We start from the raw sequence: 22866 nt of genomic DNA on the forward strand, positions 1-22866 counted from the left end.
CGTCTAGTGGCGCTTGGGGCCAATCGCCGGGCGATGCGAGCGGGCAACAGGTATTAGGCAGCCGCCTCTTCAGCCTTTGTACCCATCTTTTGCGCGGTCAGGGTGGCAAGGATTTCTGTTGCCGCCACGGCGGTCGTCATACTGGGAAAGAACGAGTGCGCATTCGTCGGGACGACAATACCGCTGCGGGCTGTTCGATGCAGTGGTGATGTCTCACTGTCAGTGATCGCGACAATCGCAACGCCGCGGCGCGCCATCTGTCGGGCAAGCTTGTCCGTTGCTTGGGAATAAGGCGCGAAATTCGCTACAAGCATGGCATCGCCTGCTCTTGCACCGGGAGTGGCATCGGCTTCGTTTTCGGGTGCCAAATTGACCATTGCCGCATGCTTATCCAGCCGGAACATCACCTCGGCGAAGTAGCAAGCGATCATCTCGCTCGACTGCAAACCGAAACAGAACCGCCGGCGCGCTGAGGCGAGTACGCTGGCCGCCGCTAGAAGCTGCTCGGCGCTTGGAGCACAACCCAAGCTCGTCATTTGAGCGGTTAGGGAATGGGCAACTCCAGTAACAGCGGAATTGCCTTTTCCAATCCCCGGCTGCCTGGAGTCGATCTTCTTATATCGGATGCTGCCGGATTCTCGCCAGGCCTGAGCACAAATCGCGCGCAGATCATCATAGCTGTCCAACCCGAGCCAGGCCGCGAGCCTGATCATTGTCGAATGTGAGACCCCTGCCCGGCGCCCTTGCTCGCGCATCGACATCCATGCAACCTCTGTTGGGTGCTCTAGGACGAACCGTGCGGCCGTACGAAGCCGTGGCGGCATCGCGTCGAATTCCTCCAACAACAGGTCAGCTAGAGGGCTTTTCTCCATGCCAGGCTACCCCTTCTGGTCTCGGATGAAAAAAGCAAAACCACCAAACCGTCGAGATCTCTGCCATTGAATTAATAATGCTCAACATACATATATGTGACAATACACATGTAATTTAAAAATATCAGTGGAAATATTACAGGGGAATAATATTTTAATTTCTCTCCTGAAATCATCAGAATTCTTTTGCGAAGACTGCCGCCTTGGCCTTTGCCTCTGCCCGCGCATTTTCATCGATATCGGGGCCGAACAAGGTCTTCTCGACAATGATCGTAGAGATGTCCGTAATACCGACAAAGTTCAACCACATCTCGAGATAAGGCTTCTGGAAATCATAGCCGGCGGCCGGAGTAATTGAAGACGAGGAGAAGTAGTCGAGGCCTCGCGCATAAATGACAGCAGCCTTCTTGCCCGTCAGGCGACCGCTGAATCCGCTTTCGTCGAAATTGAACAGCACATCTTTTTGCGAGATCACATCAATGAGATGCTTCAGCTTGTAGGGAATGCCGAAGTTCCACAGCGGCACCGCAAACAGCAGCTTATCGGCCGCCTCAAACGGTCGCGCCAACTCTTTAATCCCTTCCCAAGCTGCGCGCTGACCAGACGTCAGCTCGGTACCGCTCAGGCCTGCGTATTTGGCGGCCATGGCATCGCCGTCAAACTCCGGCATAGCCAGATTCCAGATATCGATTGTCTTGACCGTATCGCCCGGGTGCTCAGCGGTGTAAGCATCAATAAACGCCCGTGCGACCTCGATCGATGCTGAGCGCTGCTTGCGAGGGGAGCATTCCACATAGAGCAGATTCGACATGTCTTGCCTCTCCGATCATCCAACGTCGACCAAGCATCACGGCCTGGAAGCGCTTCAGCCATCCCCCCGGTTAGGCCTGCTTGCTTTGGCAGGATAAGAGGCAAGATTTAAAAACACTAACGAATTAATATGCTGCCATTTAGAAAGCCTCGTGCTAGACTGAGGGCATGTTCGATACGGAACTCCTGCGCAGCTTCGTGGCCGTTGCGGAATCGGGCGGCTTCACGCGAGCCGCCGAACGCCTCCATCTCACCCAATCCGCCGTCAGTGCGCAGATCCGGCGCTTAGAAGAGCAGGCCGGATGTCCCCTTTTAACGCGAAGCACGCGTTCGGTAGCGCTCACGGAAAAGGGAGAGACGCTGTTAAGCTACGCCCGAACGATATTGCATCTGAATGAGGATGCGCACGCGCGTCTAACAGGATCAAAGCTCACAGGAACGATCAGGATCGGCACGTCGGAGGATTTCGCCTCCACCTGCCTGCCACATATCTTGCGAAGATTTCGGGCCTCTCATCCAGGCGTTCTACTTGAGGTTGAGGTCGGCATTCCACCAGTGCTCCTTCAGGCATTGGATCAAGAGCGCCTGGACTTGGTTCTTGGCAGTCGCTGCCGTGGCGAAGCACGAGGGTGGCGACTCTGGCAGGAACCGCTGGTTTGGGCTTTCTCTGAGCACGACAGCCTCCCTTGCGACAGAGAGCTACCCCTGGCGTTTTTTCCTGAACCGTGCCCGTACCGCGAAGCGGCAATCGAGTCTATGGCCCTGAACAATCAGCCGTGGCAAATCGCTTATGTGAGCCCCAGCGTGGCCGGCGTGCGTGCCGCCGCGCTCGCCGGACTTGCCATCACACCCCTGCCCCGCAGCGCTCTTGGCAGTGGGTTGCGCGAATTGGGGCGGGAAGACGGATTGCCCGACCTGCCCGATGTCGAGTTCCTGGTGTGTACGCGCGATGAGAACCGCACAAAACCTAGTCGCACCCTGGTCGAGATGATCAGGGATGCCACGGCCCGCCGCCCCGTTTCCTGATCGTAGGCGGTGCAGGCCAAACGTAGCCGGTTTTGGTGGCGAATGCGGATACCCGCGACAAGAAGCATCGCGTTGACGATTGCGTGTTGGAACGGATCGATGGTCGAGGGGACCACAGTCGGCTTTGATCCTTCGAACGCTTCGATCGCTCAGTGCATATCATAGGCGAGGTTGCCTGATGGAATTTGCGGAGTTCGACGCACAGCGTGTCCGTGCCGACACGCCGGCCACCGAAGAGCAGACCTTCTTCGTCAGCGCCCCGTCGATGCCCGGCCGCATGACCGCGACAATTCCGGCAATCCGATGATGCTTGAAGCCGTCATGCCGGGCCTTGACCGGGACGCCGCCCTCCGCAATGATGGTTGTGCGCGAGGGGGCGCGCACGCGGAGGGTGTGGCATGCATGGCTCTGTTTCCGGCGCGTCGGGAGCCGGCGGTTTTTCGCCGTCGGAGAGTCGGGGCCGAAGCGCCGGCACCGCTTCCTACGGCGGCTTCAGCAGTTCCAATGGCTTCGGCACGTTCTCCAGTACCTCCTCAAGTGCAGCCCCCAGCGCGTCGCCCGGTTACGGCTCCAGTAGCCCGAGCCACCGTGATGCGGAACGCTCCAGCATGGCAGCCTACAACAGCTCCCGAGGCAGCAGCACACATCCATCCCGAACAGCTTCCGGCCGTGAGCCCAGCCATCGCGAGGCGGAGCGTTCGAGCATGGCCTCTTACCAAAGTGCGCGGACAGCGCAGCGGGAGGCGCGGGCGGACTTTGCCGCCAGCGTGGAGGCGGCCAAGGCGTCGCTTTCCGGCAACGCTCCGACCTCGCAGCCAAGCATGCTGGACGGCGGCCGTGTCGAGCCGCAGGATGGACAGCCCAGCGCCCGCGAGGCGGAGACGGCCAGCATGGCCGCCTACACCCGCTCGCAGGTCATGGCGAGCCTGCCGGCGGCGCCCAGTGCCCGCCAGGCGGAGATCGACAGCGCGCAGGCGCTAAGCCGCTATCGATCCAGGCAGGCGGCGGTCGCGTATCAGGCGGCTACCACCCCTATTGGGAGCTATACTCCTGACAAGCTTGGCTGGCACGACTACATGACCACCAACATGGTCTGCGAAGCAGGACTGTCATGTTCGGTCGAGGAAATCGCCGATCAGCTGGCGCGCTACTCAGTGCCAGGTCAAAATCCGGCGATACCGGTGGAGAATGGTGACCTCTGCCTGGTCTATGATCCGTTCGAAGGTATTCCTGCTGGCTACATTCAAACGACTGTCAGCGCCGATAACCTGACGATCACCAACACCACATTGCCAGTACACGTCTTCTATGACGGGCAAATCACCCGTACGGTATGGCGGGCGCCTGACGGCTCTTGGCATGTCACGACACGCGGAATTGGCAACAACGTGGTGCCAGGCATGAACAAGATCAACGAGATGTTCGGACCGGAAATCTTCGACGCTTTGGACCGGCAGATGCGCGAGAATATCGAACGTCACCATCGTGGTGAGCGGCTTTTGTCGAATTAGCGATCAGCGCACTGGTAAGGTGGACGTGACTATCTCATTACTCGGAGCAAAGGATGACCAAACGCCGGGCATTTCTGATCGGGTTTCTGGGGTTGGTCACAGCCATCGGCGTGGTAAAGGGACTTAGCATGACGCCCAAACTAGGCCCTGCGCAAAAGCCCATCCAATCGGTGAACATCACCGTACCGCAGGCTTCACGGGAGCAGTTTTTTGATCAGCTAGAACAATTCGCCAACCTCCACGGTTTTGACATCCGGATTGCTCCGACAACACCCGATAACGAACACTATTCGGTTCAGATGTATCGCGAGGCTATCAGCGTGATTGGCAATAGCTCCATGGAGTCGGAAAAGTTCTTCTTTGGCTTCTATCAGAACCGCGAGCATCCAATCCCGTTGGGTTCGGTGGATAAGCTGATTAGTGCTCTAAAACAGGCGGTCGAGTCAGTGACGGGCGTTACCGTGTCACTCGCAAAATGACTCAGTTAGGGGCGAATTCCGGCGCGGCGATCTTGAGGTTGAGGTAGCTCTCGCCGCTCGACCTGGCGACCTTGCTCCAGCCGGCGCCAACCTCGCAGCGCTCGCGGTTGCCGGCAAAGATACGATAGTCTGCTCATCCGCAAGGTTCACTCCGTGTTTGTGCTCCGATCAATTGACTTGCGGAGTTTAAGGTCGGTCGATAGATCGAACACGCAGTAATCCAATGATCGAACGGTCCAACTTCATCCGCCTCAACGAGGACAGCAGACTGAGCGGCAACATCGCAGCCATGGACTTCGACTTCAACGAATGCAGGCCGGCTGTCTGCCGATGAAATCCCGCACCGTCAGTCACGACAAAGGCGCCGGCGCAGAACAACAGCGCCAGTCTGATCCAACCCGACGAGGCTACAATAGGTCCGAGGGCTTCTAGAAAAGCTTGAAGGAACCGATATCCGCTCGCCCGTCGATACTGGTGAGCAGCATATGTCCGGGCGATTGGGTAATGCAGATCTCCAGCTTCGCCCGTTGCACTGCATGATGCGCGGTCAGGCCGCTGGCCCAGAAGACGGGCACTTCGTCCGGCGCCATGGTGAGCGAATCGCCCGATAAGGGACGATTAAGATCATCGATCCCGATTTCCGCGGGGTCACCGACATGAATCGGTGCGCCGTGCGCCTGGGGAAACCGTGCGGTAATGGCGCGCACCTTGTCGATGTCCTTTGCGCGGATGGTCCGCATGGACACGATCAACTCGCCGCAAAACAGTCCCGCCCGCGATGTTGGAATGGCTGTTCGGTAAACCGGCACGGCCTTGTATCCCCCCATCCGGCGCAACCGGACGCCGCGCGCTGCAAGCGCGTGCTCGAAAGTGAAGCTCGAGCCGATGGCGAAAGCCGCAAAATCTTCCCGCCACAAGGCAGTGATGTTCGCCGGCCGCCCGACGAGTGCGCCGAAGCGATAGATGTCGTAGCGAGGAACATCCGTGCGCAGGTCGATGTCACCCAACTGCGGGATCGCCGGCACGCCGTGCCGGGCGACCCCGATCAGCGGCAGCGGCTTCGGATTGCGCTTGCAATAAAGCAGGAAATCGTCGGCAAACCTGCGGGTAAGAATGATCAGATTCGCCTGCACCCTGCCCGGCGCAAGGCCTGACGTTCTTCCTTCATAGGCATCCTGCCGGATGATCTGCCGCAACCGAGCAGCGTCGCAAGTGCCCAGCGTCGCCTGAAACGAAAATGCTCGATGGTCGGTGATCGGTACCACGGCGCCGCCCCCTTGGCTTGTCGATGCCCAACCATCTTCAGCAGCGAAGGACATGTCAAATTACGAGATTTTTTGCTTCGCGATAGATTATTTCTTCACCTGCAAGGTTGGAAGCATCATCAGGGACAGGACGGACATGCAATCAGTTCGAGGTAGCGCGCGGCATCACGCATGAAGCCGAGATTTGTATTCATGTAGTGAACCAGAAATGGGGCGTATAACACCAGCACCACACTGAAAACCGCGGTCTTCACCACGAGCGACAGGGCGAAGATGTTGAGATGCGGGGAGGCACGCGCGAGAAATCCCAGCATGACGTCCGACAACAGAAGCCCCACGATGAGGGGGAACGCCAGGATGAGCGCCATCGCGAAGACACGGTTCAGAACATCGAGGAGGAGATCGGCGGCATCGGCGCTGAAGGTCGGCGCGAACTGGTCCAGCGGCCAAAGCTCGTAGCTGCGATAATGCACGGTGAGCACGAGTTCGAGCCCGCCCGCGGCCAAAAAGATGGCCAGCATGACGATTGCAAGCAACGTGCCCGTCGGGCTGGTCTGGTGTGACATCATGGGGTCGAGCAACACGCCCATCGATGCTCCGCGCTGCAGGTCCACGATGTCGCCCGCCGCTTCCGCGGCCCAGAACGGAATGCCAAGCACAATGCCCAAGACGAGGCCGATCAGAACCTCCTTCAACATGATGACGAGAAGGAAGAACGTCGGCACCGGCTCCATCTGCGGCAGCATCGAGGCGATTGCCGGAATGACCGGGATGGACAGCGCTATCGCGGCACCGTTGCGCACAAGGCCGGTCAGCCGCATGCGCGTGAAGAGCGGCATGATGGACATCACGCCGATCATGCGCGCCAAGGAATACGCAACTGCCAGTGCGTAATATTCAAGCCCCTCGATAGTTTCAAAAAACGCCGTGTCCATTAGGGCCTTAACGCGTCACGCGGGGGAACTGATCGAGCGCCTCGGAAGCCTGTTCCGCGATCTGGTAGGCCATGACCGGCCCGAACAACAGGATGACCACCAGGACCGCAACGAGCTTGATCGTCTGTGGCAAGCTTTGATCCTGTATTTGTGTAAGGGCCTGCGCCAGCCCGACCAGGAGCCCGACCGCAAGCGCGGTGATGATCACCGGGGCCGACGCGAAGAGAACGATCACCAGGGCGGTCTGGACCTTCGCGAGAACGAAATCAGTGGTCATGCCCTCCTCCCATCAGACGTAACTCAGGATGAGGCCCTGCATCAGTCGCGACCAACCGTCGATCGCCACGAACAGGAACAGCTTGAGCGGAACGGAGATGAGCACCGGCGGAACCATGATCATGCCGAGCGTCATCAGAATGCTGGCGACGACGACGTCCACGATCAGAAACGGCAGGTAAATGAGAAAACCGATTTCGAAGGCCCGGCTCAGCTCCGATGCCACGAAAGCCGGCACGAGAATCGACAGATCATCCACCTGGACGTCCCGGCGCGCTCCGTCCGGCCAGAGCCGTTCGGTCGCCTGAAGAAAGAATTCCCGCTCGCCCGGCCGCGTGAAGTGAAGGAGATGCTGCCTTAGGGGTGCGCGGACAAGGCGCGCCGCCTCTTGCACGTCCTGGCTGGACTCGAACGTGATTCGGTTCTCTTCGAGCCGGCTGGAAATTTCGCTGGCAAGCGGAGCCGTGACATAGGCCGTCAGGACCAGCGCTATCCCATACAGCACCAGATTTGGAGGCGTGTTCTGTGTCCCTAGCGCGTTGCGGATGAGAAACAGCACGACCGAAATCTTCAGAAAGCCGGTCATTGTGACGACCGCCAGAGGGACAAGCCCGACGACGCCAATGGCAACAAGAATGCCCAGAATGTTCGGGGCGTCCTCAAGCATCGCCGAATATCCGGGTGACTTGCACGCCGACACCGTCGCCGATGCGGACCATCTCGCCGCGGCCGATGCGTTTGCCATTGGCAAGCAGATCGACCGCCTGGTCGGACACATCGGCGATCTTGACCACGGCCCCCGGCGTCAACTGGCTGAACTCCTTCAGTGACATGGCTACGCGCCCAATCTCGAACGCAATGGTTAGCGGCAGGTCTTCAAGGTCGGAATCTTCCACGACCGCCGTCGGCGGCTGTTTCGAATGATCCATGATCCACTCCCATTTTGTCGCAGCGAGCGGGCGCACGCCGGCGGTCAAGAGCCAGCCATCCGAGGTGGCCTGAACAGGTACCACGAAACGGTCGGCGAAGATGGCGATTGCCGTGTCCTGCGTATGGTTCAATTCCTCCGGCACGATCACATCGCCAGGCCGAAGGCTCCGCAGGTCGGCAAGGAAAATCGTGGTCACGCCGCGCCAAAGGTTGACGGTGACCGGCACATCCAGACGGAGCCGAGGCGTACCGCGTTGCGCTCCATCAAGCGCTTCGCCAAGCCGTATTGCCCAGCGGTCCTCCACGGAGAGCGCGCAAATTGCGGCCGCCTCGCCGCGATTGAGCCGCAACTTGAAATCGCCCCCGACGAGATCCGCCAGCCCGGTTTCGACCGCCTGCACAACGATCGCACAGCCAAGCTGCGCCTCCAGGCGGTTCAAATCCTCGCTCAAGACACATTCGACCAGGAGTGCCGCGTGTTGGGGAGTCAACTGCGCAAGATCGGCGTTGGGGTCGATCCGGGAAATCCATTCCTCCACCATCGAAAGCGGCAGGTTCAGTTCGCCCGGGGCGCCGTCGATCGAGAAGTTAACGGCTGCCTGCGAGGCAGTATCGGTCTCAACCGGCCAGGCGGCCGTGACCGAATATGTCTGACCCTCAACCGTGAGCTTTACCGGTCTGCGCCGGCGATAGAATGCATTGAATGCGTGCAGCCTGGATTGTTCGATTTCATGGAGGAGCACCGGCTTCACGCCGGGTTTGGGCTTCTTTTTCCCCGGCGCGCGCCGGCTTGTTCTCTTTTCGACCACCGCCTGGGACACAGTCTAGAGCCCGCCCTTATGCTTGGAGGGCCTGCGGTCCGCAGCGGTCTCCTCCTCCTCGAACTCCTCGCATCGTGCCCATCCCCCGATCGACCTGGAAGACAGTCGGTCGAGCAAACCATCGAGTTTCGTCACTGCCCGCATATGCCTGTTATGATCTTCGCGCGCCCGTGCAAGTTGATCCTTGCGTTCCCGCGCGGTTGCAGCCGCCTGCAACTCCACGTCGCGTAACCGCGCCAAATCCGCGGTCCCCTTTTGAAACTGTCCCTCAAGCTGATGCATGCGGCGGACATCCACCGGCTGCCCGACAAGAGATTCGAACTCTGATTGCTCCGCGGCAGCGGCCTCCTGCAAATGCCTTTCGGTCGTGTGCGCCGCCTTCTCGACCTCCCATTTTGCTTCATTCAGCGCCGCATGCCTGCGGAAAACGGTCTCGTTCGCCCCCCGCTCGCGCAGGCGGCGAAGGTCGCGCAGGCGGACGATCGTCTCACGTTCCTTCATCGGCGATCTCCTGCAAGAGCTTGCTTGTCGTCTCCACGTTCTCGAGTTTGTTCGGTGGCTGGCGCAGGAAGGCGTTGATTCGGTCGATCTTGCGCACGGCCTCGTCCGCAACCGGGTCCGACCCCTTTTCATATTCGCCGACGCGCAATAGCAACTCGATATCTGCGTAACGGGCCAGCAGGTTCCGCAATTTCCCAGCGGCGGCCCGGTGTTCCGGCGACGCAACGCTCTCCATCAGCCGGCTTCGGCTGCGCAGCACGTCAATGGCCGGAAAGTGATCGCGGCGGGCAAGGTCGCTCGACAGAAAGACATGCCCGTCCAACAGCGCCTGCAGTTCCTCGGCGACCGGATCGAGCGTGCCGTCCCCCTCGATGAGCACGCTGTAAAGGCCTGTGATTGAACCACGCTCAGCGGGGCCAGAACGCTCCAGCAGCCTCGGAAGGGCGGCAAACAGTGAAGACGGAAATCCACGCCGGGTTGGGGGCTCGCCCGAGGCAAGGCCGATTTCCCGCTGGGCGCGGGCGAACCGCGTGATGTTGTCCATGGCCAGTAGGACATGCTTGCCCTGATCGCGAAAAAACTCGGCGATCGCCGTGGCGACATATGCAGCCTTGACCCTTTCTATCGCCGGCCGGTCTGAAGTCGCGGCAACGATGACGGTCCGCGCCCTCCCTTCCGAGCTGAGCTGGCGTTCGACGAATTCGCGCACCTCACGGCCACGCTCGCCAACGAGCGCTACCACGGCGACGTCGGCATCCGTGCCGCGCACGATGTCGGAAACCAGCGCGGATTTGCCCACGCCGGGCTCGCCGAACAGTCCCAAGCGCTGGCCGCGCGCGCAGGTCAGAAATCCATCGAGCGCGCGAATGCCGAGCTGGATCGGCTCCGATATGAGCGCGCGCGACATGGGCGGGGGCGGATAGGAGTGCACCGGATAGGTCCCTTCCATGGCCTTCGGCGGCCATGGCCCACTATCCAGGGGTTCGCCGAGAGCGCTCACGACGCGCCCCAAAAGCCCCGAACCGACCGGCACTTGCAGGTCCCGGCCCGTAGGAATGACTTCCGTCAGGCTCGAAAGCCCGGTCATGTCGTCAAGCGGCACCAGAATGGCTTCCTCATCGGCAAGGCCAACAACCTCCGCCCTCGCCCGCCGGCCGGTCTTCGGATCAACGAGGTCGCAAATCTCGCCGAGCCTCACCTCGTCCACTGCGGCGTGAATGATCACGCCGACAACCTGGCGCACCCGTCCCTTGCGCGAGCGGCCGGCATCCTCGCGCAACCTTTCCCGCAATCGTGGAACGATGGTCGAGAGGCGGGCATCGACGCCGGAGGCCATGTCGCTCATCGCTCGGCCTCCGTGTCCTTGCCGATGGCGTCTTTCAAGACTTCGAGTTGCGCTTCAACGCTGGCATCGAAGACGGCAGCGTCAGTGGCGATGACGCATGCATGAGGCGCCAGAGCATTATCGGCTTGAACTTCGATGGCACATCCGAGCGCATCTTCGTCGACAATGCCGGAGAGCCTCTCCTTCACCTCTGTGGCGACATCGGGATGAACGGTGAGGCGGATATATTTCGCGCGCCTTAGATCTGCGATGGCGTGCTTGGCCGCCTGCGCGACACGTTCGCCGACATCGAAATCTCCAAGCACACGCTGCACGATCTCGAGCGCCAGCGTCACGACCTCGCCTTCGATCCCCGCCAGATATCGGTCCACCTTGGCCGCGGTCTCGTTGACCAACCGTCCGGCCTCGGCTTCACCAGCCGCTTTGCCGTCCTCATAGCCTCGCGCATATTCCGTCGCGTAACCTTGGCGCGCCATCTCCCGTATCTTCGAGGCCTCGTTGCGCGCTGTCTCGAGAAAGGAAAATCCATCTCTCCATGCCGTCGCTTCGGCCGGACGCAGAACATGCGCCAAGGGTCTCCTTGGCAGAGATTCCAGCGACGGTCCGCTTGCCTGCTTGATGACCATTCCCTCTTCCCCTTCAGCAGTTCATCGCGCGGCCCGGCGCACGATCTCAGGCCCGGTTTCGACAAAGGGTGGCGCGGGAATCTCTTCCAATGGCGTGGTGGGAGGCAGCTTGAGACGAAAACGCGCACCGATCGCGGGATCGACGGCATGGCACCATGCGGCAAGACACCGCCACCCGTCGGCTTCGACACGTTCTTTGAGCGTCTCAATCGGCTCGATTGGCTGCGGCGGACCGGCAAGGTCCTTGTTGGCGACCGCGAAGGTGGTCAATTCCCCATTGAAGACGGCCCGCAGAGCGGCAGCCTCGCGGCCCAGGATCGTACTGGCAAGTACGTCCGACCAATAGATCGCCCCGGATTGCAGAATGAGGTTGCTCAAACGGTCGACGTTCCAAAGCGCAATCCTCCGATCAGCATTGTCTGCGGTATGCGCATCATCGTCCGGCAACCGCGCGAGCGCATAGTATTCCGCAAGAAGCGTTGAGAGGCGACCATGCAACCTCCCGTTGGCAAGCAGGCGCTCGCAAGCCCTATTGCTTATCTTGCCCATAAAGCACAGCGCCAAACGCTCGGGATCTGCATAAGCCGCAGGTTCCCGGAGGAACGATTCCCAACCGTACTGTCCGCTATTCCGCTCAGCCTTGCCTTCCGGATTCATGTCTTTTTCACGGGCACCGGCAGAGAGTAGACGTCACGGCGCTGACGCCAGTATTCGTATCCGAGCCCCACAGCCAGCCCCAGAACCAAGGCAAGAAGCCCGAAACAGATCCACTTGGCACGTGCTACGCTGTCGGGATGAAGCCAGAGCCCGAGAAAGCTGGCAAATGCCGGCTCGGATACGTCCGCAGCCTTGCCCTGTACGGGCACCAGAACCACCGAGATATTGTCGTAGGCGAGCCCGGAGATGCCATTGGCGACAAGCAGCTTTACTTGCGGAACGAAATCGCTCATCGCCACGGTTGCACGATGGCGGATAAAGACCGATGCCGATGAGGGAACGAGTTCCCGGCGAAGCGGGTCGTTATCTGGAAGCACGAGATGGACGCGCGCCGACAAGACGCCGTCTATGTCCGAGATCGTTCGCGACAATTCCTGGCTCAGGCCATAGATCATGGCAGCCCGTTCCTCGACCGGAGAAGAAACGAGGCCGTCCCGCTTGAAGACGTCTCCCAGCGTCTGGAATTCCGTCTTGGGCAGTCCGGCATCGTCCAGAATGGCCATGGCATCGGCGAAGCGGTTTTTGTCCACAGTCACCGTCATCGTGCCGTCATCGCTGGGACGACGCTGGGCTGGAATGCCCTCGCGCATGAGGGTAGCTACGATCTCATTGGCCTGTCGCTGGTCCAGGCCGGTGTAGAGTTCCGACGAACAGGCTTGTAACAACAACAGGCCCAACCCGACGATCCCCAGACGGGCCCTGCCAAGCCACACCATGACGACAGATCGTGACATAGACTCTGTCACCGAGTGCACCGTTAGCTCTGGTGGATCAGTGATTGGGCCGAGGATGTGGCAGCGACCACACTATTGGTAACCGCTGTAGCACGATAGACTGTCCAAGTAGCCGACCAAAACTGTTCGACGATCTGCCCCATGTCTATTTCCTCCAGGCCCGGATCCGAGGTAGTCCCCGCCTTCTGCGCCTGCACCGCGCCCGAGGCATCACCAGAACGTGTGCTTATGCTTTTGACAACGTCCTGCACCTGCTGACTAATTTCGTCGGCATGGTCCAACACCTTGCTGAAAAGCGCCGCTGGATTGGCAAATTCGCCGGATATTCCAAGCCCCTTCTCCACATCGATCAGGTATTCGAAGAGGTTTTGCTCTTGTGTGATCGAAACCGGCATTTGGTTCGACTGCATCTCCGACAGCGGAGATGAAAGTGACGGGGCCGCGGCGGATGTAGCTTCCATAGTCCCACTCCTGATCGCAACGAAGCGTTCGACGAGGGTTGCTAGCCTTCGTCCGGCTCGGCCCCTTGAGATTCCCTGATCGCGTCGCTGTTCGCCTGCATGGGCTGAGACATTCGGTTCACGGAGCGGTCGGCCAGCGCATTCTCGATATGCGCCTGCATGGTCGTCTGCTTGGCTTTCAGCTTCATGTCCGCTTGCATCTGAGCGTTGGTGGCCGAGTTGTCGATCCTCATCGCCTCTCTCCTAATTGCTTGCTGGAACCGCGGTGGCGGCAACATCCTTGCCGCGAAACACACGAACGCTCCTTACCCCGCCATCTCCTTCCGACAGCAGCCCTAGCGCCTTCTTGACGGCTGCGATATAGGCCGGAGGCCCGGAAACGGACATGAGGTTGTCATCCTCCATGAGCCGGATCGGGAAGCGCGGATTGCTTATTCCCACCCTTTCCAGGCGCGCGCGCATGGAGCGCATTTCCTCGGTCGCAAGCTTCACCATTTCGGTACGAAGCTCGCTTTCCGCCGCGATATGGAGGACTGCGCCGTCATAGTACCAGACAAGTCCGTACCGGTCGCAGATCCACGTCAGAAATTCACGGGCCGTGCCGATCGGCATACCATGGCTCAAGCGCCCCTCGACGCGGTCGCTCACCCTGACCGGCAGGCCGACGTTGCGCCCGAACTCCTGCAGGGCCTCCGACACCCTCTGGTCGATCGGGATGTATGTATAAATGCCCGCGGGCCACTCCGGCTCCGCCGCGATCGCCTGTATCCCGGCTACACAAAACCACAGACCCACAAGCAGGCCAATTGCCCTATGGTGACGATGGCGCATCTTGCCGACGGTGAAGTTCATGTGATCTCGCTCGATTGAACTGCGGTCGGCCCCTCGGCCCGCGCGAACAGGCTGCAGACTATAGCGCTCCTCGCCAAAAGAAAAGTCCATTTGGACTGCGCAGATTAAATAGGTTCCATTTGTTGCGCACGGGCAGTAATTGTGCTGGTAACGACTTCGTTGATTCCGTTGCCCGCGACGATGGGAGCGCCGGCAGATGATATGTGAAGGCCTTCAACAGATTGTCGGGGCGTTTGCGCGCAGGCATCGCTCGGGAACGGCAGGAATCGTCCGGCTTTCCCCGTTGGTGACGCTGCTCATAGCCATGTTTGCAGCGTCGCATCCCGGCGCGCTTGCCCAGTCGGGCGCCTATGATCCGAGGACCTGGGCCTTCGATTCGGACGCACGGAGCCTCTTGCCGCCCGGTGAGACGAGCGCTCAAACCGCGTTTTTGCGGCAACCGGACTTGCAGCCGATTGTACGAGAAATCGTCACATTCAGCGAGCCGCAGCCGCCCGGCACGATTGTCATCAGCACGTCACAACGGCGACTTTACTATGTGCTTGGAAACGGCAAAGCGCTGAAATATGCCGTCGGTGTCGGCAAAGAGGGCTTCAGTTGGAGCGGCCAGCACCACATCACAAACAAGCGAAAGTGGCCGGACTGGCGCCCGCCGGAGGAAATGCGGCGGCGAGAGGCGTGGCACGGTCGCGTTCTTCCCGCTTTTGTCAAGGGCGGACCGAACAATCCGCTGGGCGCCCGTGCACTTTATATCGGCGACACCCTCTGCCGGATCCACGGCACAAACGCGCCTTGGACTGTCGGGCAAGCGACGTCATCGGGTTGCATTCGCATGGCCAATGAGGATGTGATCGATCTGTATGAAAGGGTGTCGATGGGCGCTAAGGTGGTCGTCAGACACTGACCCAATTATTCTCTTGCGGTGACAGGTATTTGTGGGCGCCGTGATCTCCTTCAACATCAAGCAGCTCGATACTTTTTTGTGGGTGGCCACGCTGGGCAGCTTTCGCAAGGCGGCCGAGCGGCTGAACACGACCCAGCCGGCCGTTTCGGCACGGATCGCCAGCCTGGAGAATGCGCTGGGCGTGCAGCTTTTCGAGCGCATGAGCAATACCGTTCGCCTGACGGCAATGGGGCAGCAGCTTCTGCCTCTTGCGCAACGCACGCTGCGCACAGCCGACAAGCTGCAGCGCGCAGCCAACACGCTGGCAACAGTCAACGGCGTTCTCCGGCTGGGCGTTGCCGAGACCATCGTCCACACCTGGCTATCCGATTTCCTCCGGGAATTCGACAAAAGCTATCCGCTCGTCGATGTTGATCTGGTCGTCGATGGCACACTCGCGCTACGCAGCGATCTCCTGTCGCATCGGCTCGACATAGCCGTTCTCATGGGACCGGTGTCGGAATACCGCATCGAAAACGTGAACGTGCCGTCTTTCCCGCTGATATGGGTCTGCGCGCCGCACCTCGACCTGCCGGAAACGCGCGTATCCCTCCGCGAATTGCTGCGGTTTCCGGTCATCTCCTACGCGCGCGCCACGCGTCCCTATAGCGAGCTCTATCACAAGCTCAGCGCAGACGCGGACGACGCGCCGCGAACGTTCCCGGCCAACTCGCTGGCGGCCTCGCTGCGCATGACGATGGACGGCATCGGCATCGCCGTCCTGCCCCTGGATGTTGTGCGAGATCATATAGCCAGGGGAGAGCTGCGAAAGATCGATTGCGAATGGCAGCCGTCCGACCTGCAGTTCACCGCCTCATTCTTCCTGGAACCGGTCAATCCTATTGCCGAGCATGCGGCGCAGCTGGTGGCCGAAGTTGCCGAGGCCTATGCAGCGAAACACCATCTGAGGACCGCCGAAACGGCGTAATCCTTCCGTCTGCGAACTCGGCAGTTTGACCCATCAGGAACTCCAATAGACATCAAGGGCGGAGAGCCGCGCCTTCGCCTCTTGCAAGGCCTGTTCCACGTCAATGCCCCGCCTTGCTGCAACCAGCGCCGCGAGGATTTCCGCCGCTGCCATGGCCGATACCAGGCTCTGAAAACCCACGAGCGAATGCGTCGTAACAATGATGCTCTGGCGCGCAATGCGCGCCAGCGGGGAAACCTGACTGTCCGTGATCGCCACGACGGCGATATCGAACGCGGCCGCCTGCCGGGCGATCTCCACCGTCGCTCGGGTGTAGGGCTCGACTCCGACCGCTAGCATCACGTCCCCCGAACCGCCTTGCCCAAGGTTGTCGATGCCGGTTCCGCCCACCGCGTCCAGGAGTGTTGCCTGCTCGTCGAAAAGCGAAAGCGTCTGGTTGAAATGGTGCGCCACCGCATGCTCCGAGCGCAAGCCTAAGCAAAACAGACGGCGCCCACCAGCGAGCACATCCGCAGCGGCCATCAGTTGCCTGGCGGCTCCATAGTCGCCGAAACGCGCCACCTGCGCGGCCAGTGTGTCGGACATGCGGCCGACCAAGGAAAAGCCGCCCTGCTCCGCATCTTCTCCCTCCGAAAGGCCGGGCACCTCGAAGTTCCGGTGCGCTTCTCGCAACCCCCTTGCGTAGAGCGCGCGCATTTCCTCGTAGCTGTTAAGACCCAGCGACCGCGCCAACCGCATCATCGTACTGTGCGATACACCCGCTCGATTTGCCTGCTCGCGCATCGACATCAGCGCCACGTCGTCGGGATGATCGAGCACGAAGCGGCTCGCCATCTGCAACTGTGGTGGCATCGAATCGAAACGTTCGAGCAGTAGCTCTGCCAAAGGCCCTTGTTTCATTTGTCCATACCCCTTGCCCATTCCCACATTACGTCTTGGTCCACGTCAATGCAACGGAACGCAGCGAATGGAATTTAGGAAGCGTGAAAGTTCCAAATGGACTTTAACTTTTAACATTGCTGACCTAAGATCGTTCCGTGCATGGCCACCGGCATACCTGCTCGGGCGGTTCGTGCATATGCAGCGCATTTGAATTCAAGGAGCGACTTATGGCCTCAGAAGCAGAATCCATCGCCAACGCTGTTCAGGATTACAAGAAATCCTCGAATGAAGTCATGAAATGGCAAACCGAGCTTTCAAAGGCACAACTTGTTGGCCAGTTTGCGATCGGCGCCAAGTCCAAAGAGGGCGATGTCGCCCAGAAGGTCTAAAGGACACGGCCAACAGCGGTCCTCGTGTGTCGCCAGCCCGGAAACGGCGGCACACTCGCTTTATGAACAAATTGCGGCGAACCATGTGGCCTCATCTTCAAGGGAGTGCTCCTAGATGGCGCAGGAGTTGGCGAGACTGGTTGATCGGGTGCGGGACACGGAGCTTATCCGCCGCATTTCTCACTGCATGCCGCGTCTGAATCATGGTTCAGACGCGACGGAGGCGCCTGAGCCGCACATCGCGCTCGAGGTGATCGGCGGGCTCCACGCCGGAGCGAAACTGGACCTCACCGAGACGATTTTCACGGTCGGGTCGAGTGTTGACGCCGACATCGTTCTTAGCGACCCCGAGATTGCGGACACTCATGGCCGGTTTCGCGTTGTGGGCGGTCGGGGGGAACTGGAGGCACTGGGAGGCGCCATCGGCCTTGCAAATGGTCAAACCGTGCCTGAGGGATATGGGCGCCGCTGCCGGTTACCGCTGGAAGTATCAATCGGTGGCGCGACGATACGGCTGACCGACACGAGTCCCGCCTACCCGGCGAAAAAAATCGTCTCGAGCCGTTCCATGATGATCGCGGCCGGTCTGGTCGCCACGATTTTTGCCGTTCCAGTCGCCTCCAACACGTTGTCGCAGATAAAGCCCGAGGTAAGTAGTGGGACGGCCGTCGAGGTTGCGGAAGCAGTCGGACCGGATTCAGCCGGCCAGTCGGACATGTTGATTGAAGGGCAGGCGAAAAGTGCGCTTGAGAGCCATTTGGCACAGGCCGGCATCAACAGCCTCGATGTGGCGGCGGCACCGGGTCGGCTGGTGGTTTCGGGAAGCATCACCGATCATCAGGTCGGAGCCTGGCGCGCGGCCCAGGCTTGGTTCGATAAGGAACAACGGGGACGCCCCGTCCTTATCTCCAATGTCGCCGTCGGCAACAGCACCGAGGCGCCACGACTTCCCCTCCGGGCGATCTGGTACGGTGAGGGCCCCTACATCATAACCGCCGATGGCGCCCGCTATCATGAGGGGGCATTCGTCAGCGGCGGCTGGATCATCAAGGAGATCGGTAAAGAACAGCTCCTTCTGGCGAAAGGCGAAGCCGTGGTGGCGCTGAAATATCAATGATCAAACGTATTGAAGCGCTGCGCATCGATCCCGCCAGAGTACATTCGACGGGGAATGAAGCACAAAATATCGAGGTGCCCGGCACCGATCGTATTCGCTCCCAGCAGGTCGACCAGATTGATTTGCGGACCGGCCGTGCGCAGGAAGCCGACACGCCGGAGCAGTCAGCGATCGACGGCGTTCAGGAGCCGTTCTCTTCGCGCCGCGCGCAATCGCCAGACGAAATTCTGGCCGAATACGTGGCTCCGGACGCCGATCTGGCCATCCTGCGCCGTTTGGTTTCGATCCTTCAGCACTGCATCACCGACGTGGTTCCAAATCTCGACGGTGGAGCACAGTTTTCCGAATTTGCGACGGACCTGTTGAAAGGGGAGATCGACCAATGCCACGCCCTGCAAGAAAGGATGCAGGGGGGATTTGAGCCTGACTGAAATGCGCGACGCGGTGCAGTTGCTGCATACTCTCGGCTACCTCTATGGCAGCCACGGTCAGGTGAAACGGGGCGTAGCCTACCTGCTGATCGCGGTGCAGTTGTCGCCCGATGATCCCGGCCTCCTGCGCACGCTTGCACACTTGCTCGTACGCGATGGCGACGCCGAAAAGGCCCTCGCCACCATCGACCGCTTGGAGACTATGGACGATATGGCAAGCCATCCCGCGCTCGCACTGCTGAAAAGCCGGGCCCTGCTTCTAAGTGGGCGCATGGAGGAGGCGCGCAGAACTTTCCAAACTTTTCTCGCCGGAAGCAGGAATCATCCCCGTGCTTGACCGCATCACCCCCGTGTTGGCCAATCTGTCGCGCCGTAGCGATCTCGTCATCGCCAGCTTGATGCTCGTCGCTGTGACGATGATGTTGATCCCGCTACCGACCTGGCTCGTCGATATCCTCATCACCGCCAACATCGCCGTCAGCGTGCTGATCCTTCTTGCAGCATTCTACATCGCACATCCGCTGCAGTTCTCGTCGCTGCCTTCCGTCATCCTGATCGCCACGCTGTTCCGGCTGTCCATCACGATCACCACAACCCGCCTCATCCTGCTCCAGGCCGACGCCGGACAGGTCGTGACGGCTTTTGGCGATTTCGTCGTCGGCGGCAGCTTAGCCGTCGGCCTCGTGATTTTCCTCATCATCACCGTGGCGCAGTTCGTGGTGATCGCTAAAGGCTCCGAGCGCGTGGCGGAAGTGGCCGCGCGCTTCACGCTGGATGCCATGCCCGGCAAGCAGATGAGCATCGATGCCGAACTGCGGAACGGCGACATCGATCAAGCCGAGGCCCGCCGGCTGCGAAGGCGCCTTGAGCATGAAAGCCAGCTCTACGGCGCCATGGATGGCGCTATGAAGTTCGTCAAGGGCGATGTCATTGCCGGCATCGTCATCATCGCGGTCAACCTGATAGGCGGCTTTGCCATCGGTACGCTGCAGCACGGCATGTCGATCGCCCAGGCGATGCACACCTATTCGCTACTGACGGTAGGCGACGGACTGGTGGCGCAAATCCCTGCCCTTCTGGTGGCCGTTGCGTCGGGGACCATGATCACACGCGTCACCGGCGGCGACGATCAAAGTGATCTCGGGCGTCAGATCACGGGCCAGTTGCTGCGGGACGGCCGCACGCTTACTTCGGGCGCGGTTATCCTCATTGCCTTGAGCCTCGTGCCGGGCTTCCCCTCCGCCGTATTCCTCGTTTTGGGCATCGCCATGGGCGCGGGAGCCTATGGCCTTTACCGCAAATCCCGCAACGAGGAGATCGTCGACCTCACGCCCTTGTCCACCTCCGCGCCCGCGCAGGCTCGCGATAACGGAATTGATGCGCTCGAGACACGGGAGCAATTGGCCCTCCCCCTGCTGCATCGCGTGGTTGTGCGGTTGGGCCGAGATCTTGGTGAGCTTGTCTCATCCACGGATTTCGCAAAGGAAAGTCAGCGCGTTCACCAAGACATTCTCGAGGACCTCGGTATCGAGACACCGGCGATCGCATTGCATATCGATGACAAACTCGATCCCCAGCGTGTGCGCATGGACCTGGAAGGCGCGCCGATCCTCACCGTCGACATTCCAGCCGATCGCGTGCTCCTAGAGGCTGATCCTTCCCATCTCGATCTCCTGGATATCGCCTATGAGGAAGGCTCGCCCATCGCAGGCTGGCGCAAGCCAATCTGGGTGGAGAAGAGCCACACGCCTCAGCTGGACGAGGCGCGTCTGCTTTTCCTTTGGCCGATCGAGATTGTTTGCCGATCCGCCGAGCACGCGCTGCGCTCCTATGCCAACCATTTCATTGGAATTCAGGAAACGAGGCGGCTGCTTTCCTCGCTCGAGGGAGACTACGCCGATCTTGTCCGGGAAGCGCAGGAAATGGTGCCGCTGCAGAAGATCTCCGAGGTTCTGCGCCGGCTCGTCGCCGAGAACATCCCCATAGGCAATCTGCGCATCATTTTGGAGGCGCTTGTGGAATGGGGTCAGCGCGAAAAGGAACCGGCTCTGCTGACCGAGCACGTGCGGATCGCGCTGAAACGGCAGATCACCTTCCGCCTGGCCGATCGCAACAATATCATCGCCGCCTATGTGTTGCAGCCATCGGCCGAGGAAGCATTAAGGGCGGCGGTGAAAAATACACCCGGCGGCGGCTCCGTCAACATGGCCGACAATGGAGTTCAGTTCATCGTCGAACAGATCGAGCGTGCGCTCTCAAAGACGGCGGCCGACGCGGCGCCTGTCGTTTTAACGGCGATGGATGTGCGCCGCCACATGCGCAACCTTCTCATGCAAAGGCAAATCAATCTGCCGGTCTTATCGTATCAGGAGCTTGCGCACGAATTCCACGTTCAGCCGCTTGCGACGATTACCAGCCGGCAACGCGACGCCGGGACAAGGCCGCAGCCAAAATCACTGCCGGCAGCGCATACGCCGGCGACACAATCTTAGATGTTGGGACTCGATTAGATGCCAGACAAACACCTGGAACACTTATCCGAAGAAGAGGGTCCGGCTGCATCGGGCAAACGGATCGTCACGACCATCCGCCGCACGGGGACATGACGTCATTTCGGCCGGATGACTAGGATCTGAAATTCCGGGGATCGAGATAGCACTCGACGTCGTGCTTGAGAGGGGAATTGGCATGATATTTTCTGGTACCGCGGCAGGCCTTTGCCGCATGGCCCGGCTCATGGAGTGCTGGAGCCTGCACCGGATTGCGGCCGCTTTGGCGGCCTTGTTCATTGTTGCGTTCGGCGAGGCGGCACAGGCGCAGACGAGCGCACCGGGCGGACAGGTCGACCTTCATGTCGGACAGGGCCGCATCTTTCGCTTCGAGCAACCGGTGGAATCGGTTCTTATCGCGGATACGAGCGTGGCCGATCTGCAGATCGTATCCGCGGATGTGATCTATGTTTTCGGCCTCAAGCCCGGCACCACGAACCTGATCGCCGTCAGCGCGAACCAGCAGGTTGAAGCTTACATGCAGCTCCAGGTAAGTGCTGACAGCGCTGCCGCGGCGGCGGCGGCCAACAGGCTTCAGCCGACCTCGATGACCGAACTGACCTTCCTCGGCGATCGCATTGTGGCACTCGGTCGGGTGCGCGACATCGGCGAGGCTGTCGATATCGACAATGTCGCGCGCTCGCATTCGCCCTCCGATCAGCCGCCACTCAACAACACCATCATCGACGGGTCCCAACAGGTGAACATCCGCGTTCGTTTTGCGGAGGTCTCGCGATCCGAACTGCAGGCCTACGGCCTTGACTGGAATGTGACAGTGACCGACGGCAGCTTCAACTTCGGGCTTTTAAACAACGTCGGCGATCCCAATCTTGGTTTCGGCATCGGAGCTGGCAATGTGAACATCGAAGTCCTCCTGGAAGCCCTCCAGCGCAACGAGATCGTTAAGATTCTCGCCGAACCGAACCTCACGGCCGTCAGCGGTCAAACGGCGAGTTTTCTGGCCGGTGGAGAAGTCCCTGTTCCAATACCGCAGGGCAACGACACGATCGCGGTCGAATACAAACCCTTCGGTGTGTCGCTCCGCTTCACACCCACATTGATTGGCAATAACCGCATTGCCCTCAATGTTCGGCCGGAGGTCAGCACGCTTTCCGACAGCGGAGGCGTCTCCATTGACGGCCTTTCGCTTCCTAGCTTCGTTGTCCGCCGCGCCGACACCACCGTGGAGGTGGCAAGCGGCCAGACATTTGCGATCGCCGGTTTGTTCCAGCAACGGTTGACGCGCAATCTTCAGAAGGTTCCCGTGCTGGCAGACGTGCCCGTTCTTGGAGCTCTTTTCCAGTCTCAACGCTATCAGAGGCAAGAGACCGAACTGGTGATTCTGATTACGCCACATCTGGTGAATCCCGTCAGCGGCGGGCGGCTGGCCACCCCCCTCGACAGGCCCGCGCCACAGCCGCGGGCGAAAAACACCACCGGTATCGGCTTGATTGTGAAATAAGGGA

The 22866-nt window shown here is 60.2% G+C and carries 29 protein-coding genes; 12 read left to right on the forward strand and 17 right to left on the reverse strand.

Going from position 1 to position 22866, the window contains the following annotated elements; all coding sequences use genetic code 11:
* Positions 1-53 precede the first annotated feature (53 nt).
* Both N5A92_RS17470 and N5A92_RS17475 read right to left on the reverse strand, forming a co-directional pair.
* Complete coding sequence (locus tag N5A92_RS17470) at positions 54-713, reverse strand: MurR/RpiR family transcriptional regulator (RefSeq protein ID WP_260905035.1); 660 nt, start codon at positions 711-713, stop codon at positions 54-56.
* Positions 714-1047: 334 nt separating this feature from the next.
* Positions 1048-1683 (reverse strand): FMN-dependent NADH-azoreductase, encoded by a 636-nt coding sequence (locus N5A92_RS17475; protein ID WP_260905037.1) that lies wholly within the window; start codon positions 1681-1683, stop codon positions 1048-1050.
* Between the two features lie 167 nt (positions 1684-1850).
* On the opposite strand from N5A92_RS17475, the gene N5A92_RS17480 reads away from it, so the two are divergent.
* From N5A92_RS17480 to N5A92_RS17495, 4 genes are all read left to right on the forward strand, one after another.
* Positions 1851-2708, forward strand: coding sequence for a LysR substrate-binding domain-containing protein (locus tag N5A92_RS17480; RefSeq protein ID WP_260905039.1), 858 nt, complete (start codon positions 1851-1853; stop codon positions 2706-2708).
* Between the two features lie 178 nt (positions 2709-2886).
* Complete coding sequence (locus N5A92_RS17485) at positions 2887-3015, forward strand: hypothetical protein (RefSeq protein ID WP_260905041.1); 129 nt, start codon at positions 2887-2889, stop codon at positions 3013-3015.
* A 301-nt stretch (positions 3016-3316) separates the two neighbouring features.
* A complete protein-coding gene (locus tag N5A92_RS17490; RefSeq protein WP_260905042.1) occupies positions 3317-4219 on the forward strand; it encodes a hypothetical protein in 903 nt (300 codons plus the stop codon).
* Positions 4220-4272: 53 nt separating this feature from the next.
* Positions 4273-4698: a hypothetical protein gene (locus N5A92_RS17495; RefSeq protein WP_260905044.1), complete on the forward strand. Its 426-nt coding sequence runs from the start codon at positions 4273-4275 to the stop codon at positions 4696-4698.
* A gap of 1 nt (position 4699) precedes the next feature.
* On the opposite strand, the gene N5A92_RS27500 is transcribed toward N5A92_RS17495, so the two are convergent.
* From N5A92_RS27500 to N5A92_RS17560, 14 genes are all read right to left on the reverse strand, one after another.
* Complete coding sequence (locus N5A92_RS27500; RefSeq protein WP_425248605.1) at positions 4700-4819, reverse strand: DUF736 family protein; 120 nt, start codon at positions 4817-4819, stop codon at positions 4700-4702.
* A gap of 307 nt (positions 4820-5126) precedes the next feature.
* On the reverse strand, positions 5127-5963 hold the full coding sequence (locus tag N5A92_RS17500; RefSeq protein ID WP_260905046.1) for a D-glutamate cyclase family protein: 837 nt from the start codon (positions 5961-5963) through the stop codon (positions 5127-5129).
* A gap of 119 nt (positions 5964-6082) precedes the next feature.
* Positions 6083-6898 (reverse strand): type III secretion system export apparatus subunit SctT, encoded by an 816-nt coding sequence (sctT, locus tag N5A92_RS17505; RefSeq protein WP_260905047.1) that lies wholly within the window; start codon positions 6896-6898, stop codon positions 6083-6085.
* 7 nt (positions 6899-6905) lie between these two features.
* Positions 6906-7175 carry an EscS/YscS/HrcS family type III secretion system export apparatus protein gene (locus tag N5A92_RS17510; protein WP_260905049.1) on the reverse strand — a complete coding sequence of 90 codons (270 nt, stop codon included), beginning with the start codon at positions 7173-7175 and terminating at the stop codon, positions 6906-6908.
* A 12-nt stretch (positions 7176-7187) separates the two neighbouring features.
* Positions 7188-7841 (reverse strand): type III secretion system export apparatus subunit SctR, encoded by a 654-nt coding sequence (gene sctR / locus N5A92_RS17515; RefSeq protein ID WP_260905051.1) that lies wholly within the window; start codon positions 7839-7841, stop codon positions 7188-7190.
* Complete coding sequence (gene sctQ, locus N5A92_RS17520; RefSeq protein WP_260905052.1) at positions 7834-8925, reverse strand: type III secretion system cytoplasmic ring protein SctQ; 1092 nt, start codon at positions 8923-8925, stop codon at positions 7834-7836. The genes sctR and sctQ overlap by 8 nt, the downstream gene beginning before the upstream one ends.
* A gap of 3 nt (positions 8926-8928) precedes the next feature.
* Positions 8929-9426, reverse strand: coding sequence for a type III secretion system stalk subunit SctO (gene sctO, locus N5A92_RS17525; RefSeq protein ID WP_260905053.1), 498 nt, complete (start codon positions 9424-9426; stop codon positions 8929-8931).
* Positions 9413-10771, reverse strand: coding sequence for a FliI/YscN family ATPase (locus N5A92_RS17530; RefSeq protein ID WP_260905054.1), 1359 nt, complete (start codon positions 10769-10771; stop codon positions 9413-9415). Before N5A92_RS17530 ends, sctO begins: the two co-directional genes overlap by 14 nt.
* Positions 10768-11343: a type III secretion system stator protein SctL gene (sctL, locus tag N5A92_RS17535; RefSeq protein ID WP_260905055.1), complete on the reverse strand. Its 576-nt coding sequence runs from the start codon at positions 11341-11343 to the stop codon at positions 10768-10770. The genes N5A92_RS17530 and sctL overlap by 4 nt, the downstream gene beginning before the upstream one ends.
* 75 nt (positions 11344-11418) lie before the next feature.
* Positions 11419-12054 carry a Yop proteins translocation protein K gene (locus N5A92_RS17540; protein WP_260905056.1) on the reverse strand — a complete coding sequence of 212 codons (636 nt, stop codon included), beginning with the start codon at positions 12052-12054 and terminating at the stop codon, positions 11419-11421.
* Positions 12051-12848, reverse strand: a complete 798-nt coding sequence (gene sctJ / locus N5A92_RS17545; protein ID WP_260905057.1) for a type III secretion system inner membrane ring lipoprotein SctJ — start codon at positions 12846-12848, stop codon at positions 12051-12053. The genes N5A92_RS17540 and sctJ overlap by 4 nt, the downstream gene beginning before the upstream one ends.
* 23 nt (positions 12849-12871) lie before the next feature.
* Entirely contained in the window at positions 12872-13309 is a 438-nt protein-coding gene (locus tag N5A92_RS17550; protein WP_260905058.1) for a hypothetical protein, read from the reverse strand.
* A 41-nt stretch (positions 13310-13350) separates the two neighbouring features.
* Positions 13351-13542, reverse strand: coding sequence for a hypothetical protein (locus tag N5A92_RS17555; protein ID WP_260905059.1), 192 nt, complete (start codon positions 13540-13542; stop codon positions 13351-13353).
* Between the two features lie 10 nt (positions 13543-13552).
* Positions 13553-14161 (reverse strand): type III secretion protein, encoded by a 609-nt coding sequence (locus tag N5A92_RS17560; protein WP_260905060.1) that lies wholly within the window; start codon positions 14159-14161, stop codon positions 13553-13555.
* Between the two features lie 283 nt (positions 14162-14444).
* On the opposite strand from N5A92_RS17560, the gene N5A92_RS17565 reads away from it, so the two are divergent.
* The gene (locus N5A92_RS17565; RefSeq protein ID WP_260905062.1) at positions 14445-15065 is read left to right on the forward strand and encodes a L,D-transpeptidase; all 621 of its coding nucleotides are present in this window, start codon (positions 14445-14447) and stop codon (positions 15063-15065) included.
* A gap of 31 nt (positions 15066-15096) precedes the next feature.
* Positions 15097-16032: a LysR family transcriptional regulator gene (locus tag N5A92_RS17570; protein ID WP_260905063.1), complete on the forward strand. Its 936-nt coding sequence runs from the start codon at positions 15097-15099 to the stop codon at positions 16030-16032.
* Between the two features lie 33 nt (positions 16033-16065).
* Here N5A92_RS17570 and N5A92_RS17575 read toward each other — a convergent pair whose 3' ends face one another.
* The gene (locus tag N5A92_RS17575; protein WP_260905064.1) at positions 16066-16932 is read right to left on the reverse strand and encodes a MurR/RpiR family transcriptional regulator; all 867 of its coding nucleotides are present in this window, start codon (positions 16930-16932) and stop codon (positions 16066-16068) included.
* A gap of 209 nt (positions 16933-17141) precedes the next feature.
* Between N5A92_RS17575 and N5A92_RS17580 the strand changes: the two genes are divergently transcribed.
* From N5A92_RS17580 to N5A92_RS17605, 6 genes are all read left to right on the forward strand, one after another.
* Positions 17142-17303, forward strand: a complete 162-nt coding sequence (locus N5A92_RS17580) for a hypothetical protein (protein WP_260905066.1) — start codon at positions 17142-17144, stop codon at positions 17301-17303.
* 115 nt (positions 17304-17418) lie between these two features.
* Positions 17419-18420, forward strand: coding sequence for a SctD/MshK family protein (locus N5A92_RS17585; protein WP_260905068.1), 1002 nt, complete (start codon positions 17419-17421; stop codon positions 18418-18420).
* Positions 18417-18851, forward strand: a complete 435-nt coding sequence (locus N5A92_RS17590) for a hypothetical protein (RefSeq protein WP_260905069.1) — start codon at positions 18417-18419, stop codon at positions 18849-18851. The genes N5A92_RS17585 and N5A92_RS17590 overlap by 4 nt, the downstream gene beginning before the upstream one ends.
* Positions 18838-19188 (forward strand): tetratricopeptide repeat protein, encoded by a 351-nt coding sequence (locus tag N5A92_RS17595; RefSeq protein ID WP_260905070.1) that lies wholly within the window; start codon positions 18838-18840, stop codon positions 19186-19188. Before N5A92_RS17590 ends, N5A92_RS17595 begins: the two co-directional genes overlap by 14 nt.
* Positions 19181-21343, forward strand: a complete 2163-nt coding sequence (gene sctV / locus N5A92_RS17600) for a type III secretion system export apparatus subunit SctV (RefSeq protein ID WP_260905071.1) — start codon at positions 19181-19183, stop codon at positions 21341-21343. The genes N5A92_RS17595 and sctV overlap by 8 nt, the downstream gene beginning before the upstream one ends.
* A 196-nt stretch (positions 21344-21539) precedes the next feature.
* Complete coding sequence (locus N5A92_RS17605; protein ID WP_260905073.1) at positions 21540-22862, forward strand: type II and III secretion system protein family protein; 1323 nt, start codon at positions 21540-21542, stop codon at positions 22860-22862.
* The last annotated feature ends 4 nt before the right edge of the window (positions 22863-22866 follow it).

The sequence above is a fragment of the Chelativorans salis genome, assembly GCF_025336525.1.
Taxonomy (GTDB): domain Bacteria; phylum Pseudomonadota; class Alphaproteobacteria; order Rhizobiales; family Rhizobiaceae; genus Chelativorans; species Chelativorans salis.